Below are 14,467 nucleotides of genomic sequence, written 5' to 3' on the forward strand. Positions count from 1 at the left end.
GCGCTCCTAGTAGACGAGCCAGCTGCCGATCGGCAGCGCGATGCCCAGCGCCCAGGCAAACAAGGCATAGCTCGACGCCGTCAGCGCCACGCCGGTTATGCCGGCCTTGATCCAGGTCGCGCCAAAAATCCGGGCCAGAATGGTCATGGCAGCGACCGTGCTGATCAGGTAGCCAATTCGAGTAAACAACACGCCGTAGGCGACCAATACGATCAGTACGCCGAGCAGCTGCAGGCCGACCCGACCGCCGGGCAGCCCTGTGCCGGATGCTGGCCGGGCGATGAGACTCAGCGCCATTACCCCCAGCGCCAACGACAAAATCATCGGAAACGCTTTGGGCCCAAGCGGGTCGTAGGCAAACGGCACGTGCATGGCAAGCGCCACCCCAAAGAAGCCGATCGCCAGCGCCAACAACACGGCGCCGAAGATGCGATCGTTGCGTGTGTTATTGCTCATGGCCCAACCCTACGTCGTTGGCGAGCTGCCTGAACTCGGCCACTTGATGATTGACATAGCGATCAAATTCGCGGCCGAAGCGGGCCTCGGGGAACAACCCCTGCTTGCGGCGCCGGGTCTTGAACTGCTCGCTGGCCACGAGCGTCTTGAGCTTATGCACCCAGCGCTCGTAGTCCGCATCTGATACGTTCGGCCCCATATAGAAACCGCGCCAAGTGGGCCATTCGATGTCGTAGCCCTGTTCTTTGGCAGTCGGAATATCGGCGTATTCTCGGCCCAAACGATGATCGGCCAAGACAGCGAGCACCCGAACCCGACCGGATCCCAGATGGCCCGCCATCTCCGAGGCATCACCGGTAAAAACATCCAAGTGGTGGCCGAGCAGCGCGCCCAGGGCCTCGCCACCGCCTTCGTAGGACACGAATCGCAAGTTTTTCGGTGCCACACCGGCGGCCTGGGCCACCAGCGCGACCTTCATCCAATCCTGACTGCCGATCGAGCCACCGGCGCCGAACACGATCGAACCTGGGTCGTGCTTGAGCGCGGCCACCAGCTCAGACAGATCGTGGTACGGCGAATCGGCCGGTACGACGACCACACCATAGTCGGTCGCGAATGCACCCAGCCAACGCACGGTATCGACGCCATAGTGGCCGAACTTGCCGAGCGCCAGGTTCATCGCGGCGCCGCTGCTCGCAGCAACCACCAGATCCGGATCTCGATCACGGGTCGCATTGACTTGGTTGTAGGCCACAGCGCCGATCCCGCCCGGCATGTAGCTCACGATCATGGGCTGGCCGATCAGGTCGGCATGTTGCAGCCCATTGGCCAGCAGTCGACAGGTCAGGTCATAGCCACCGCCCGGCTTGGCCGGCGCAATACATTCGGGGTTCGATCCGGCCTGCTGTTTCTGACAACCCGTACTCAAGGCCGCCCAAACCAGCAGACACAGCAACAATAACGGGCAATGCCCGCGACATAGGCGAGTCTTCATCTTCTCCTCATCGATGCGACGGTCGGGTCACCGCGGCTGAGCGCCAGACCGGTTGTTTCAAGGCAACGCCATAGAGCACTCGGCGTTTGCAGCACGCATCCATGCTAGGCTCGCGACCTGTCATGAACCTGTCATCGAGCGTGTTTATCCCATCGACTTTAGTGGCATGCGGCTGCTGCTGATCGAGGACGATCGGCTGATCGCCGAAGCCATCGGCGCTCGCCTCGATGCCCTGGGACACACGCTCGACATCGCAACTCGGCGCACCGAAGCGATCGATGCCCGCAGCCACGACGATTTCGATCTAATCCTGCTCGACCTCGGCCTGCCGGATGGCGATGGGTTGGCCTTACTGGAAGGCTGGCGAGCCGTCGATGATGTGACGCCGGTGTTGATCCTCACCGCCCGCGACACGCTTGACGACCGCGTTCGCGGCTTGGATCTCGGCGCCGACGACTATCTCGCCAAACCGTTCGCAATGGCCGAACTCGAAGCACGCGTACGGGCTCTGCTGCGTCGAGCTCGCCAGCGCACCGATAATCGTCTATCGCTGGGCGCGGTCAGCCTCGACTCGACCACCGGCACCGCCTGGCTCGGCGAGACTCTTTTGGATCTTCCACGACGCGAGCTGCGATTGCTCGAGGCATTGCTGGCCGGCGCCGAACGCACGGTGACCCGCGAGCTCCTGGAACAACGGCTGTTTGGCTTCGATGAAGTCGGCTCGAACGCGCTCGAGGTCTATGTCAGCCGACTCCGCAAACGTCTGCAGGGCTCCGGCGTCGCTATTCGCACATTACGCGGGCTGGGTTACCGCCTGGAACCCGAGCGAACATGATCGAGATCAGTCGTAGCCTGCGAGCACGGTTGGCGCTGTGGCTGGCCGCGGGTGCAGCGCTACTGGGCACGGTCCTGTTGATCGATGCATGGCTGGATGCACGCACCGAGGCCCGGCGTGCCTACGATGCCCAGCTCGACGATGCTGCATTGGCGATCGCCGACGGCATTCGCTGGAGCCAGGGTCAGGCGACGGTTTCCATCTCGGCCGCGGCGCTACGGATGCTCTCCACCGATCAACAAGAACGGGTGTTTTACGCGGTATTCAACCGGCGCGGCCAGCAGCTGGCGGCCAATCTCGACCTATCGATTCCAAACGCTTGGCGCAACCATCTCGATGCCGAAGGGGCCTGGCACGACCTATATTACGACGACACCGACTGGCGTATTCATGGCCGCGTCTTCGACCTGGCCGGCTGGGGCCGCCAGCAAGCCAATCTACAGATATGGGTCGGCCATACCACGGCAGGTCGTGATGCCCTGGCGCGTTCGGTCTTCTGGCCAGCGCTAATACGGTTTTGCGTATTAATCGCAGCAGCCGCGGCATTAGGCGTGCTTGCTATCGCCAGCGCGCTCGCGCCGCTGGCCCGGTTGCGCGAGCGGCTGCGCGAGCGCGCACCGGACGACTTGTCGCCGCTGTCGGTTGTCGTGCCTCGCGAACTGGGCGAGTTCGTACATACCCTGGATGGACAACTCGCCGGCCAGCGCGCGGCGCGGACCGCGTTGTTACGCCTGACTGCCGATGCGAGCCATCAGCTGCGCACCCCACTCGCAGGGCTGCGGGCCAGCGCCGAAACGGCATTGGCCGAAACCGATCCAGTTGCCTGGCGCCAGGCCCTGGAACGCATCTGTTGCGCCGCCGGGCGCACCAGCCACCTTGCCGATCAGCTTTTGCATATCGCTCGACTGGATCGAACAGTCGGCATGCCGCAACAGCAGCTGGATCTCGACACCTTGGCTGCTGAAGCTACCCTCGACTGGGTCGATCGCGAATCGGCCAGTGATCACGATCTGGGCTTCGAAACCGATGGAAACGACGCGCCCATCCGCGGCACCCCCTGGGCGCTGCGGGCATTGATCGACAATCTCATCGATAACGCGCTGCGCTATACCCCGGCCGGCAGCACCGTCACAGTGGCCGTGGTCCGGGCCGGGGCCGGCATGCGTCTGAGCGTGACGGATAATGGGCCCGGCGTCACAGAAGCCGAGCTTGCCACTTTGCATCAGGCCTTCGACCGGGGCCGACGCCATGACGATAGCGGCTCCGGCCTCGGCTTGGCGATCATGGCAACCGTAGCCCAACAGCACTCGGCACACTGGCAGATCTGCAATGGCGCGCCGAACGGGCTATGCGTGGTCGTGACGTTCCCGATCGCCGAACCGGATTCGGGCCACCATGCATAAAATGATCGTCGCGCTGGCTTTGATTCTAGGCCTGGTCAGCGTCGGCCGAGGCGAGCCGCTAGTGATTGCCGCTGCACTCGACCGCGGCGCGATCCAGCCGTTGCTCGACCGGTTTGCTGCCCATCATCCTGATATCGAACTGCACTACCAGGACCTGTCGACCCCCCAAGTCAATCGCCGGGTACGAAATGAAGACGCGCCACCGGACGTCGTCATCAGTTCCGCGATGCCGGCTCAGATGCGTCTGGTCAACGCCGGGTATGCCGCCCGCCTCGACAGCTCAGCCTCCCGCGACTGGCCAGCCAGTGCAAAATGGCGCAACAGCGTCTTCGGTTTTTCGTTTGAACCCGTGGTCTTTGCCTATCGCAGCGACCGGCTGACTACCGAAACCGTTCCGACCAGCCACGACGCGCTGTTTCGCCTGCTCAATTCGCAAGCCTTGGCACTGGCTGGTCGCATCGCGCTCTACGACCCGGGGCAAAGCGAAATCGGCTATGCGCTATATCAGGCAGATGCCGGCTACACAGCCCGCTTTTGGCAACTGATCGCAAGCCTAGGTCGAGCCGGTGCCGCGCCTATGGCTAATACCCGAGCCATGCTCGCGGGATTATCCTCGGGCCGCTTCGATTTCGCCTATAACCTGATCGGTTCCTATGCCCGGCAATGGGCGGCCACCCATCCCCATATCCGTGTCGTCGTACCCACGGACTATGCACTCGTACTTCGCCGTCTGGTGTTCGTCCATGCGCGCGCGCCGGATCCAAATGCCGCGCAGATCTTCGTCGACTACTTGCTGAGTCCCGCCGGACAACGGGTGCTCACCACGCATACGCCGCTCGACGGGTTGCCTCGCGCCGGCTCGAAACCGGCGGACGGTAATTTTTACCCTATTCCGATCGACGCAGGACTCATGGCAGCCGCCGATCCGGGCCGTCGTCAACGCTTCCTTGAGCGCTGGCGTCACGAATTCGACAGCGCTGCGCGCAATCGAGGCCGCCGTTCGACAACAGAGGCCGACAACCGGCCCATGCCATCGGCGCCGAAGCCTCGATGAGCCTTACTTCGGCATGTCAAGGGATACGCAGATAGCGCCGAAACACGGCCGTGCTCGATGTCCGCGGATCGACCTGTTCGATCACCCGCCCCGCTTCGACGACCGCGATTTCGTCGACATAGCGCAGCACCGAGGGCCGATGCGTGATGACGAGCGTGGTCGTGCGCGCCATCAACGGCGCCAGCGTGGTCAGCACTTCGGCTTCGGAGGCCGGGTCGAGCCCTTCGGTCGGTTCGTCGAGAATCAGAATCGGGGCCTTCTTGAGCACGGCCCGGGCGATGGCCAGCCGGCGGGCCTCACCGCCGGACAGCATCACACCGGTCTCACCAACGAACGTATCGAGCCCGCGTGGCATACCGACAACGCGCTCGGCCAGCCCCGCCTGAGCCAACGCAGCATACAGCTGGTCGTCGTCGGCCTGCCGATCGGCGATGCGCAGATTATCGGCAATGGTGGCGTTGAACAGATGCGTGTGTTGGGCGACTACTGCACACCATTGCCGCAGCGTGGCGGCCGTATAGCGCTCGACCGGCACGCCGCCGATCTCGATCGCACCAGCCTGATAAGGCCAGAAGCGCAGCAGCAGATTCACGATGCTCGTCTTGCCCGCCCCGCTTGGGCCAACCAGACCAAGCGCGCGGCCAGGCGACAGCGTCAAGCTCGTGCCGGCTAACGCCCAGGGCGCGGCGTCGTCGTAACGAAAATACACATCGCGTAGAGCGATATCGAAAGTCGCCGGCGGGGCTGGTTCCATCGCCGGATCGACAACAGCCGGCTCGGCGTCGATGACTTCGAACACCCGCTGCGCTGCGGCCTTGGTCTCGCCCAATGCACGCAGCGCAGCGGGCAGCGGGGCCACGGCTTCGAAACTGGCCATGACCAGAAAAACCAGCATCGCCAGTACCGGACCATCGATCACGCCACTACCGACCAGCGGCACCGCACAGATCAGCGCACCCCAGAGCGTCAGCCGCGACACGCTGGCCGATGCGGCATTGATCACGGCATCGCGCCAGGCATCGCGGCGCTGGGCACGGATTAACCCGGCCGATAGTCTCTGCATCCGCGCGGCCTGTCGGGCCGTGGCCTGGCAGGCCCAGAGCTCCCCCAGACCGCGCAGGCTGTCGGTCGCCGTGGCCCGCAGATCCGCCAGCCCCTGACGCCGCTCGGCCCCAGTACCAAGGCTCAGCCGATACGCCAACCCGGGCAGCAATACCCCCGCAGCGACCAGGCCCAGCACGTTGACCAGGGCCACCGCCGGGCTGAACCAGGCAGCAAAACCATTAACCAGGACCACGCTCAAGCCCGCGGCGACCACCGGCGCGATCACGCGCAGATAAAAGTTGTCGAGGGTGTCGATATCGGCGCGCATGCGACTCAGCAGGTCGCCGCCGCGAAATCGCTGTAGACCGGCCGGCGCGAGCGGCTCGAGCCGCGCATAAAACTCTACCCGCAGCGTGCTCAACAGCCGCAGCGTGGCATCATGGGTGATCAGACGTTCCAGATAACGGCCGGCTGTGCGGATGATCGCCAGCCCACGGATGCCGGCAGCCGGCGCGAAATAGTTGATGCTGCCAAGGCCGAGCCCGGCCAATGCCATGCCGGTAATAAACCAGCCGGCCAGCGCCATTAATGCGACGTTGGCCACCACCACGAGCGTTGCCAGGCCCACGCCGAGCACGAGCAGCCCGCGATAAGGCCACAGCAAGCCGAACAACCGCCGCCACTCGTTCATAAGCCCGACTCGAACGCATGGTCGGCACGATATAGCGACCATAGCCGGGCATAAGCACCGTCGGCAGCCATCAACGTCTCGTGATCGCCGCGCTCGACCACCCGGCCGGCCTCCAGCAGCAGGATTTCGTGGGCACGGCGCACGGTATCCAGACGATGCGCGATCGTGAGCACCAGACGATCGGCCGCCAACCGATCGACGGCCTCGGTGATCCGGGCCTCGCTGGCTGGATCGAGCGCCGCGCTCGGCTCGTCCAGCACCACTAAATCGGCGTCCTTGAGAAACGCCCGCGCGAGCGCGATGCGCTGGCGCTGACCGCCCGACAGCCCCTGGCCATGATCGCCCACCGCGGTCTCATAACCGGCCGGCAATGCACGGATGAACTCATCGGCATTGGCCAGACGCGCTGCCCGGCGCAGGGCAGCGTCATCGGCCGCCGGCCAGGCCAGCCGAATATTGTCGGCGATGCTGCCGTGGAATAGCGTCGGCGTCTGTGGCACCCAGGCCACCCGTTGCAGCCAGTCCGCGGGCGCGACATCGGCCAGATCCAGGCCGTCGATGTCGATCGTTCCTGCCCCAGGGGACATGAAACCCAACAGCAGGTACGACAGCGTGGTCTTGCCTGCTCCACTCGGCCCGACCAGAGCGACCGGGCGACCGCGTTCGAGGCATAGATCAACGCCTTCGAGTACGCGGGTGTCACCGTAGGCAAAGGATACCCCATGGCAGACCAGCCGCTGCGGCCGCGCGATGTAAGGCACCCGCGGCTGGGCATCGGCGGGACTGGCCGGCGCCTGCGCACTCAGCTCGATCAGGCCTTCGGCCGCACCGATCGTTTCCATGCGGGCATGGTACTGGGCGCCGGTATCACGCAGCGGCCGATAGAACTCGGGCGCGAGCAATAGCACGAACAAGCCAGGCCAGAACGCCATCTCGCCGTAGTACAGCCGAAACCCAATATAGACCGCCACCATGGCGATCCCGAGGGTGGTCAGAAATTCGAGCACCAGTGACGACACGAAAGCCAGCCGCAACACGGCCAGGGTGTCGCGGCGATACCCTTCGGCCATGGCGGCCACTGCATCGAGTTCACGCCGACTGGCGCCGAACAGCTTGAGCGTAGTCACGCCTTCGATGGCATCGAAGAAATGCGCGCTCATCCGGGCCAGGCGTCGCCACTGGCGCTGGTTGAGCGATTCGGTGCCCTTGCCGATCAGCACCATGAAAAACGGTACTAGGGGCGCTGTGATCAACAAGATCAGCCCTGACACCCAATCGTTGGGAAAGATCACCAGTAATAAAACGATCGGTAGCATCGCTGCCAGCAGCATCTGCGGCAGGTAATCGCGGTAATAGCGGTCCATGGCTTCGACCGCGTCTGCCAGCAGATGCGCGGTTGTGCCCGCGCGCTGATCTCGGGCCGTGGCCGGTCCGGCTGCTAGCAGCCGCCCGAACAGCTCATCACGCAGGCGATGTTTGATACGCGCTGCGTTTTCGAAGGCCAGCCCCTCTTTTAAAATCGACGCCACCGCGCGCCCGGCAAACGCCGCCAACAGCCAAACCAACCAAGACGTGACGCCGGCCAAGCCCTGGCCGTCGATTGCCACCGCATTCACGATCAAGGCCAGCAGCCACGCTTGGGCGATCATCAACGGCGCATCCAGGGCGCCGGCAACGAACGTGGCGACCAGCATGGCGCGCTCGCCGGCCAGCCGTTGGCGCAGCCAGGCTTCGATGGTGCCGCGCTGTCGGCCGGTGCTGCTCGATCGACGGGTCTGCTCAGTCATGGCGTTCGCGATCGACCGTCTTGTGCAATCAGCCCGGCGGCTCGCCCGGCTGGCGTATCAGCCGGGCCAGACCAACGATCAGCCCCAGCCCGAAGACGAACACGACGGCTGCCATCCACCACAGCCCGCGGTCCATGCCGCCGAAAAAACGCGCAATCATGACCAGCCCGAGCAACGGCGGCCCGAGCAAGGCCGCGGCCAGGCCCAGGGTCGGCCAGTGCCGCCGTCGCACCGTCTCGGATCGATGCCGCCGCGGCTTCAATGGCCGTAGCCCGTGAGCTTGGAGATCCGCGCCCGGAACACCCAGATCTGATACCAGTTGTAGACCAGCATCACCGGCAGGAAACCGCCCATGGCCATGGTGAAGGTCACCAGCGAGACCGACGGGCTGGCAGCGTCGTAGATGGTCCAGGTACCCGGCACCAGCCACGGCAGCATGGTGACCATCATCGACAGCCACATGATCGCGATGGCGGCGTTGAGCCAGAGAATCGCAAACAGATCGCGGCCGAGCCGCGCCGAACGACGCATGCGAAATACCGTGTAGACCACCGCCACGCCCACCAGGGCCCAAGCCCAGAAATACGGCCCGAGCCATTTTTCCGCTGCCCAGGGGAATTTGAGCAGGCTCCAGACCACGGTCACGACCACCGCGACAAGCGAGGCATAAAACGAACGGTCCACCCAGACCGCAGCCTGCTTGCGGATATCCTCGGTGCGCTCGAAACGGGCCCGCACGAACAGGCTGCCGGCCAATGAGGCCGCGACTACCGCGCCGATGCCGGTCCAGATCGAAAACGGCGAGACGAAACGCCCCATGCCGCCCACATACGTCGGCACCGTGTCGTCGGTCAGCGGATAGCCTTCCAGCACCGCGCCCATCGCCATGCCGGCAAAAAACAGTGTGGTCAGGCTGGCGATGCCGAACAGACCGTCCCAGAGATGGGTCGAGCGCTTGGAGTGATGCCGAAATTCAAGCGCAATCGCCCGCATCATGATGCTCCAGAGCACGATCACCAGCGGCACCAGCAGGTAGTGAAACGCGGAGCCATAAACCAGCGGGAAGGTACCGAACAGCACCCCGCCGGCCACGATCAGCCAGGTTTCGTTGGCATCCCAGGTGCCGGCCATGGCGGCCATAATGCCGCCGCGCTCATCGGCATCGCGCACGAATAGGGAAAATACCCCGGCGCCTAGGTCGGCGCCGTCGAGCATGATGTAGAGCAGCAGACTGAAGCCCAGCGCAAACCACCAGGCATAGATCACCAGCAGCCGAAGTTGTCCGATATCTGCGTCCATGGCCATCCTCAGGGTCGTTCGTAAGCCGGGCGCGGCTGGTCGTTATCCGGCTCGGGCTCGAGATGGCCGAGCGCTTCGTGGCCGCCGCGCAGCACCGGCGCTTCCAGGTCCGGACCGTGGCGAATCACCTTGGCCATGAAGTACCAAGTGAAATACCAGACCACCAGCTCGAAGATCACGAAGCCGACCAGCCAGATGCTGGCTTCGAGCACAGTCATGCGGCTGACCCCATCTTCGATACGCATCATGCCGTCGACCAGCCATGGCTGGCGGGCAATCTCACGCGTCCACCAGCCAGTCCAGATCGCCAGGAACGGCAGAAAGGCAGCGAATACTGCGGCTCTCAAGAACCAGCGCGTCGAGCGCGTCCTACGGTCGGCCAGGCGTTGTCGATAGGTCAGCCAGGCACCCCAGAAGGCCACGAGCACAAGGAAAAAGCCAATTGCCAGCATCACCCGAAAGCCATAGAACGGAATCCACACCGGCGGCCGCTCGGCACTGGGCACCTGGTCCAGCCCCATGACCTCGCCATTCCAGCTATGGGTTTCGATCAGGCTGAGCGCATGCGGGATCGTGATCGCCCAGCGATTATCACCTGCCGCATCGTCCGGCCAAGCGATAATATGCCAGCCGGTATTCACGCTACCGTCCTCGGCATAGGTCTTGTAGTGCCCTTCCATCGCCGCCAGCGCCGCCGGCTGGTGCTCGCCGATCACTTGGCCCAGTTCGTCGCCGAGAAAGACCTGCAACGGCGCGATCACGGCGGCAGCGACCAAAGCGTATTTGAGCGGCTTGGCGAACAGTCCGGTGTAGCGGTTCTTGAGCAAGTACCAAGCGCATACGCCGATCACGAAAAACAGCGCCAGCTCGATCGCCGCGACCCACATATGGGCAAACGAGGTCAGAAAGCTGGGGTTGAAGATCGCCTCGCTCCAGTCGGTGACGTGGAAGATGCCATCGCGCAGCTCTACCCCACCCGGGGTCTGCATCCAGGAATTGGCGTTCATGATCCAGAACGCCGAGAGCGTAGACGAGGCGAACACGTTGAAGGTCGCGAACAGATGCATGCCGCGGCTGATCTTGCCCCAGCCGAAGATCATCAGGCCGATGAAGCCGGCCTCGTACATAAAGGCCGTGATCGTTTCATAGCCCAGTACGTTGCCGAAGTACGGCCCGGCCGCCTGCGAAAACGGACCATAGAGAATGCCGAACGCCATCTCCATGGTCACGCCGGTCGCCACGCCGGCACCGAAATTGATGATGAACAGCTTCTCGAAGAATCGGGTCAGCCGATACCAGCCATCATCGTCGGTGCGGATCCAGCGCCATTCGGCGAAGAACAGCAGCAACGCCAGGCCGATGGTGAGCGGCGGATACAGAAAATGCATGCTCGCCACCCATGCAAAATCCAGCCGGGACAGCATGATCGCAGTTGCACTTTCCATATCGCCTCAACCTGTTTAGCGGTTCGACCCGCGCAATGATACCTTCGTCTGATGCACGGTCGGCGCGACCGATCGTCGCAGCGGCCGAAACCGCCGTTTAGAAACAGTTCACCGGAATTTTGAGATACGCACGGCCGTTGGCTTCGGATTCTGGCAGCCGCCCGCCGCGGGTATTGATCTGCAATGCTGCCAGCATGAGGTCCGGCAGCGGTAATGTGGCGTCTCGGGCCTCGCGCAGGGCCACGTACTCGCCTTCGCTCGGCTGGTCCTGCAGATGGATGTTGTGGGCACGCTGTTCGGCCACGGTCGACGCCCAGCGCGCCTCGCGTCCGTCCGGTCGGTAATCGTGGCCGACGAAGATTCGGGTGGCATCAGGCAGCGCCAGGATCCGCTGGATCGAGTGGAACAGCGTGCGCGCATCGCCGCCCGGAAAATCGGCGCGGGCGGTGCCGCTATCGGGCATGAACAAGGTGTCGTGCACGAACGCGGCATCGCCGATCACATACGTGATCGAGGCCAGGGTATGGCCCGGCGAATGCATGACGTGCACATCGATCTCGCCCAGCTTGAAAGTCTCGCCATCGGCGAACAGCCGGTCCCATTGGCGGCCATCGGTCGCATAATCGTCGCCGAAGTTGTAGATCTTTTTCCAGAGTTTCTGGACCTCGACTACCTTCTCGCCGATCGCCCGCGGCGCCCCGTAGCGTTCGCCTAGCAACACACCGGCCGAAAAATGATCGGCATGCGGATGGGTATCCAGAATCCATTCGACAGTCAGACCCCGAGCATCGATGAAGGCAGTGATCTGGTCGGCGCATTCGGTCGAGGTACGGGCGGCCGTCTCGTCATAATCCCAGACCGGATCGACGATCGCGCAGTGCTCGGTCGCCGGATCGATCACGACATACTGCACGCTGCCGGTTTTGGGTTCATAGAAGCCGACGACTTCGGGCGCTTGCTGGGCCATAAGGCATTTCTCGATCGCGGAGAGTAGAGTTGCGCGGTGGTTTCTGTACCACCCATAGCGCATATGCATTTCAATTATTTGCATATGCTTTTAGTTAAAATTATACCCCTAAGGGTATGCTTTCAACTCGAGGAAAAGCGGCATGAGCGTGGCGGGTCGCAAGACGGGCAAACATCGGATCGTCATCGTTGGAGGGGGCACGGCCGGGATCCCGGTAGCCGCAGCCTTGCTACGGGCCGACTCCGGAACCGATGTCGCCATCGTCGAGCCCAGCGAACACCACGATTATCAACCCGGCTGGACACTGGTCGGCGGCGGCGACATGCGTGCCCGGGATACCCGCGGCCAGACGGCGCAGGTGATCCCGAAAGGCGCCACCTGGATCAAGGATGCTGCCTCCGGCTTCGATCCGGCGCACAATCGTCTCGAGCTCGCCTCGGGTACGACGCTGGAATACGACTATCTCGTCGTCGCGATGGGCCTGCAGCTCGACTGGGAGGCAATCAACGGGCTGGCCGATACCCTCGGGCAGAACGGCGTCACCTCGAACTATCGCTACGATCTGGCGCCCTATACGCATCAACTCGCCCAGGGCCTGGGCCACGGCGCGCGTGCTGTATTCACGCAACCCGCCATGCCGATCAAATGTGCCGGCGCACCGCAGAAGGCGCTATATCTGACCGCGGATACGCTGCGCCGGCGCCACGTCGACGCCGATCTCGCTTTCTATAATCAGGGCGGCGCCATGTTCGGCGTACCGGCCTATGCTCGCGAACTGGACAAGATCATTGCCGGCTACGGTGCGACGCCCTATTTCGGTCACGATCTGATCGCGGTCGACGGCCCCGGGCAACAGGCGACGTTCAAGACCGCTAACGGCCCGGTGACCACCGATTTCGATATGCTGCATGTCGTGCCGCCGCAGTCGGCGCCGGATGTGCTCAAACACAGCCCGCTGGCCGGCCCAGGCGGCTGGATGACGGTCGACAAACACCAGCTCGTGCATACCCGCTATGACAACGTGTTCGGGCTCGGCGACTGTACCGATACGCCGAACGCCAAGACCATGGCTGCAGTTCGCCGCCAGTTTCCAGTCGTGGTCGGGGCGCTACGCCGTGCGCTTGGCGCAGCCGTCGAAACCGAGCCATACGACGGCTACGGCGCCTGTCCGTTGACGGTCGCTCACGGCAAAGTGCTGCTTGCGGAATTTCGCTACGACGGCGAAGTGGTTTCCAGCTTCCCGCTCGATCCAACCCAGCCGCGCCCTATCCACTGGCCGCTAAAAAAACATGTCTTTCCGTGGCTGTATTGGCAGGTCATGCTCAAGGGCCGACATTGGTCGGCGCCTCGTCCCAAGCCACGGCCGGCTTCGACGGCATAGCCGGATCAACGATCGAAGCTGGGCCCCATTCACCAACTTTACACCGGCCCTCGCCTTCGTCGGCGGCCTGATCGGCATGGCCGCACTCGTAGGCCGATGGCCGGTATGGGCCGCATCGCGGGCACTGCCGGCTTTTAGCATGCACTGGTATCGTCTCGCCGATAGCAGAGCTGGCGGGCAAGTTTTCTTCTGGGCTGGTTTTGGGTGCCACCTTGTATGTCACGCCGTGGCCGGGCGATATTCCGATCCGTCAGGGCTTTTCCACGCTGGCGCTGATCGCCGCCGGCTTGCTGGTCGGTATCGGTACCCGGCTCGGGCTGTACCAGCGGCCACGGCATCTGCAGCAACGTCCGCCGCTCGCGACGTTCGATCGCCGCCACAATCGTATTCATAGTCTACGCTGTCATCACGGCGATCGTTGCCCGACACCTATTCGGACTCGGCTCATGATTCGACACCGCATCGCACTGATGGCCGACCTGCTGTTCGGCTTCGGGCTTCGCCGTACTGCGGTACTGGCACCGGCCCTGGGCGGATACACAAATACACCGGCCGAGCGCCACACGAATCGATCGGCAGCTGTTGGTCGGCACCCTATTGTTTGGGATCGGCTAAGGTTGGCCGGTTACTGGCCCGGCGCTGGCGGCGCTGAGTTTCGACCCGCGCGGGGCTGATTGTCCTCGCGGCGTTGATCGTAGGCGGCTTGACGGTCGATCGACTATTGGGCGAGCCCAGCTAGCCGTAGCGCGCCAGCAACTCGGTAGCGTATTTCAAGCGCTCACGGGTGTTCTCAGCATCGAGCTGGCCGCAATTAAGTTCGCGTTCGATGACGCAGGACAGCATGTTGTAGAACGTGCGATCGAGCGCCTTGCGCGCTGCCGACATCTGTACCGCGATATCTTCACACTCGGCCTCACGCTCGATCATGGTCTGCAACCCACGCACCTGGCCTTCGATGCGTTTGAGCCGGCGCACGAGCGCCGCCTTATTGGACTCCCACTCGGGATCGAAAGCCGGATCAGCCGCTTCAGACATGGCAACACTCCAGTACGCGATCCAAACGTGAGCCGTCAGCGGACTCGGCCAAGACTTCAGCGAACCCGGGCGCTCC

At 63.5% G+C, this 14,467-nt stretch carries 14 protein-coding genes; 4 read left to right on the forward strand and 10 right to left on the reverse strand.

What is annotated here, in order from left to right; genetic code table 11:
- Nucleotides 1-6 precede the first annotated feature (6 nt).
- Both V5738_RS13565 and V5738_RS13570 read right to left on the reverse strand, forming a co-directional pair.
- A complete protein-coding gene (locus V5738_RS13565) occupies nt 7-456 on the reverse strand; it encodes a tripartite tricarboxylate transporter TctB family protein (RefSeq protein WP_423821340.1) in 450 nt (149 codons plus the stop codon).
- Nucleotides 446-1,450, reverse strand: coding sequence for a Bug family tripartite tricarboxylate transporter substrate binding protein (locus V5738_RS13570; RefSeq protein WP_423821341.1), 1,005 nt, complete (start codon nt 1,448-1,450; stop codon nt 446-448). The genes V5738_RS13565 and V5738_RS13570 overlap by 11 nt, the downstream gene beginning before the upstream one ends.
- 166 nt (nt 1,451-1,616) lie before the next feature.
- Here V5738_RS13570 and V5738_RS13575 point away from each other — a divergent pair, with 166 nt between their 5' ends.
- The 3 genes from V5738_RS13575 to V5738_RS13585 all read left to right on the forward strand — a co-directional run bounded on the left by V5738_RS13575 (nt 1,617) and on the right by V5738_RS13585 (nt 4,742).
- Entirely contained in the window at nt 1,617-2,285 is a 669-nt protein-coding gene (locus V5738_RS13575) for a response regulator (RefSeq protein WP_423821342.1), read from the forward strand.
- Nucleotides 2,282-3,688, forward strand: a complete 1,407-nt coding sequence (locus V5738_RS13580; RefSeq protein ID WP_423821343.1) for a sensor histidine kinase — start codon at nt 2,282-2,284, stop codon at nt 3,686-3,688. Before V5738_RS13575 ends, V5738_RS13580 begins: the two co-directional genes overlap by 4 nt.
- 100 nt (nt 3,689-3,788) lie before the next feature.
- Nucleotides 3,789-4,742, forward strand: a complete 954-nt coding sequence (locus V5738_RS13585) for an ABC transporter substrate-binding protein (RefSeq protein WP_423821344.1) — start codon at nt 3,789-3,791, stop codon at nt 4,740-4,742.
- A gap of 16 nt (nt 4,743-4,758) precedes the next feature.
- On the opposite strand, the gene cydC is transcribed toward V5738_RS13585, so the two are convergent.
- From cydC to V5738_RS13615, 6 genes are all read right to left on the reverse strand, one after another.
- Nucleotides 4,759-6,477 (reverse strand): thiol reductant ABC exporter subunit CydC, encoded by a 1,719-nt coding sequence (cydC, locus tag V5738_RS13590; RefSeq protein WP_423821345.1) that lies wholly within the window; start codon nt 6,475-6,477, stop codon nt 4,759-4,761.
- A complete protein-coding gene (cydD, locus tag V5738_RS13595; protein ID WP_423821346.1) occupies nt 6,474-8,264 on the reverse strand; it encodes a thiol reductant ABC exporter subunit CydD in 1,791 nt (596 codons plus the stop codon). Before cydD ends, cydC begins: the two co-directional genes overlap by 4 nt.
- A 28-nt stretch (nt 8,265-8,292) precedes the next feature.
- Nucleotides 8,293-8,496 (reverse strand): hypothetical protein, encoded by a 204-nt coding sequence (locus V5738_RS13600; protein ID WP_423821348.1) that lies wholly within the window; start codon nt 8,494-8,496, stop codon nt 8,293-8,295.
- A gap of 26 nt (nt 8,497-8,522) precedes the next feature.
- A complete protein-coding gene (locus V5738_RS13605) occupies nt 8,523-9,563 on the reverse strand; it encodes a cytochrome d ubiquinol oxidase subunit II (protein WP_423821349.1) in 1,041 nt (346 codons plus the stop codon).
- An 8-nt stretch (nt 9,564-9,571) separates the two neighbouring features.
- Complete coding sequence (locus V5738_RS13610) at nt 9,572-11,008, reverse strand: cytochrome ubiquinol oxidase subunit I (RefSeq protein WP_423821350.1); 1,437 nt, start codon at nt 11,006-11,008, stop codon at nt 9,572-9,574.
- Nucleotides 11,009-11,105: 97 nt separating this feature from the next.
- Entirely contained in the window at nt 11,106-11,975 is an 870-nt protein-coding gene (locus V5738_RS13615; protein WP_423821351.1) for an MBL fold metallo-hydrolase, read from the reverse strand.
- 142 nt (nt 11,976-12,117) lie between these two features.
- Between V5738_RS13615 and V5738_RS13620 the strand changes: the two genes are divergently transcribed.
- Complete coding sequence (locus tag V5738_RS13620) at nt 12,118-13,356, forward strand: FAD-dependent oxidoreductase (protein WP_423821352.1); 1,239 nt, start codon at nt 12,118-12,120, stop codon at nt 13,354-13,356.
- Nucleotides 13,357-13,490: 134 nt separating this feature from the next.
- Here V5738_RS13620 and V5738_RS13625 read toward each other — a convergent pair whose 3' ends face one another.
- Together V5738_RS13625 and V5738_RS13630 are read right to left on the reverse strand one after the other, a co-directional pair.
- Complete coding sequence (locus V5738_RS13625) at nt 13,491-13,748, reverse strand: hypothetical protein (protein ID WP_423821353.1); 258 nt, start codon at nt 13,746-13,748, stop codon at nt 13,491-13,493.
- Between the two features lie 343 nt (nt 13,749-14,091).
- Nucleotides 14,092-14,391 carry a metal-sensing transcriptional repressor gene (locus V5738_RS13630; RefSeq protein WP_423821354.1) on the reverse strand — a complete coding sequence of 100 codons (300 nt, stop codon included), beginning with the start codon at nt 14,389-14,391 and terminating at the stop codon, nt 14,092-14,094.
- Between the last annotated feature and the right edge of the window lie 76 nt (nt 14,392-14,467).

Origin of the sequence: Salinisphaera sp. SPP-AMP-43 (assembly GCF_049568105.1) — a bacterium.
Lineage (GTDB): Bacteria > Pseudomonadota > Gammaproteobacteria > Nevskiales > Salinisphaeraceae > Salinisphaera.